The 2,040-nt window shown below is 38.6% G+C and carries 2 protein-coding genes; both read right to left on the bottom strand.

The window, feature by feature from the left end; genetic code table 11:
- Positions 1 to 73: 73 nt before the first annotated feature.
- Positions 74 to 820: a YdcF family protein gene (locus HMPREF0027_RS04440; protein ID WP_005622560.1), complete on the bottom strand. Its 747-nt coding sequence runs from the start codon at positions 818 to 820 to the stop codon at positions 74 to 76.
- A 63-nt stretch (positions 821 to 883) separates the two neighbouring features.
- Positions 884 to 1,762 (bottom strand): methylenetetrahydrofolate reductase, encoded by an 879-nt coding sequence (gene metF / locus HMPREF0027_RS04445; protein WP_005622561.1) that lies wholly within the window; start codon positions 1,760 to 1,762, stop codon positions 884 to 886.
- Between the last annotated feature and the right edge of the window lie 278 nt (positions 1,763 to 2,040).

Genomic DNA, 2,040 nt, shown 5'->3' on the forward strand with positions numbered 1-2,040 from the left:
TCTGCACCTTAATCTGTTGGAGGTTTAGTCCAACTTTTGGGGGGCAGATCAAATGGGGGCTCTATTATTCTATTTAGCCGATAAGTTTTTCTTTCCAATAACCGATCCACTCTTTGAGAGCTATACTGCTGTTCTGTAGCGCTTGTGCTTGTGGGATAAACGGTAAAATTCCGATATCAAGCGCTTGATGAGCGGTGGTACTGGCCGCAAGCACGTTAAAGCCCTCTCGCTCAAACAGCATTTTGGCACGTTTCATATGCCATTGGTTAGTCACCAAAACAATATGTTGAATACCGGCGTGCATCAGAATCGGTTTGCTGAAGGTTGCATTTTCTTCGGTAACATTTGATTTTTCCTCAACCCACGTGACGGGAACATGGAAAAAATCGTTCAACTCTTGCGCCATAATTTTGGCTTCCGGCTCTCGCCCCTCAGGGCTACCGCCCGTCACTAAAATAGGTAAACCGGTCTGCTTATGTAAATAAGCCGCATAACGCATACGTTCTAACGGTGGGGCGGCAATCGCGTAATTGCCGAATAGCTCATTACTATCGCGTAATCCTCCTCCTAATACCACAATCGCTTGGGCTTTTTTGTAATCTTCAATGGTAAGTTTTTGGGTAAAAGTGACTGCTTGAATCAACTGATGTGAGAAATAAGGTGTGCTACAAATATAGAGAATCGTAATGCCTAGCAACGTACAAAAGTAGCTTGATTTTTTGAAGTGTAATTTATGGAGAAATAAAGAAAAAATCCATAAAATCAAAGCATTAAATGGCGGAAGAATGATGGCGGTAATCAGTTTGGTTAAAAATAGCATAAGTAAACAGGACAATTATTCAATATGAACATTGTCCGTTATTTGTACATTATTGTCTAGTGTTTATGGACGAACACCGAGCATATGGCAAATGGCGTAAGTAAGTTCGGAGCGATTTAAGGTATAAAAATGGAAATCTTTCACACCTTCTTTTGAGAGAATTTTGACCATATCCATCGCAATGCTTGCACCGACCAAATTACGGGTTGTTTGATCATCTTCCAGACCTTGATACATTTTTTGCATCCAACTTGGGATTCGAACATTGGTTACTTTTGCCATTTTTTCTAATTGCTTGAAATTGGAAACAGGTAGAATACCCGGTACAATTTCAACATCAATACCTACGGTGGCACAGCGGTCACGAAATCTAAGGTAGCTGTCGATATCAAAAAAGAATTGGGTAATGGCACGATTTGCTCCCGCCTCAATTTTTTGTTTTAAATAAATTAAATCGGCTTGTGTTGATTTTGCTTCCGGATGTACTTCGGGGTAAGCGGCAACTGAAATATCAAAATCAGCCACTTCTTTTAATAATCTCACTAAATCTGCCGCATAAAATGGTTTTTTCGCATAGCCAGCCGGCTCGTCTCCTCGGAGTGCAACAATATTGCGAATGCCGTTATCCCAATAATCTTTAGCAATCGTACGTAGTTCATCGGGGCTGGCATCAATACCGGTTAAATGCGGTGCAGCTAAAATGCCGGTTTCTTGCTGGATATTTTTTACAATGGAGTGAGTGCGTGTGCGTTCGCCGGAGTTTGAGCCGTAAGTGACAGAGACAAATTTAGGCTTTAATGCTTTTAAGCGATGAATGGAATCCCATAGCATGGTTTCTATTTTTTCATTTTTGGGTGGAAAAAATTCAAATGAAACGTTAATTTGACCGTTTAAGTCTGCAACACTTTGATTTAAATGATCAATTTCTTTGGCATAACTCATATTTTGTCCCTCTTACGAATTGTTATTGTTAGAATAATGTTGAATTTGCAATCACATTCTTATCTCATGTGATGAGAGACATTCTATTTTTAACCATTAATTAACGTCAATTTCATAATTTTCAGATTTAATATTAATTATTTTCATAAACAAAAGGGTTTAAATGATGTTGGTTGATCCATATCAACAATACCTCTTTCTAATTAGCAAAATTATGAGAATTCGTTAGAATGCATTCATTGCGGTAATATTTTTTTCTTAAAATAAGGGGCTGTAGT

The organism is Actinobacillus ureae ATCC 25976 (assembly GCF_000188255.1).
GTDB classification, from domain to species: Bacteria; Pseudomonadota; Gammaproteobacteria; order Enterobacterales; family Pasteurellaceae; genus Actinobacillus; species Actinobacillus ureae.

What these genes read in the sequence shown, in the direction of transcription:
- metF (WP_005622561.1), bottom strand. Translation starts at nt 1,762, where the DNA reads ATGAGTTATGCCAAAGAAATTGATCATTTAAATCAAAGTGTTGCAGAC.
- HMPREF0027_RS04440 (WP_005622560.1), bottom strand. Translation starts at nt 820, where the DNA reads ATGCTATTTTTAACCAAACTGATTACCGCCATCATTCTTCCGCCATTT.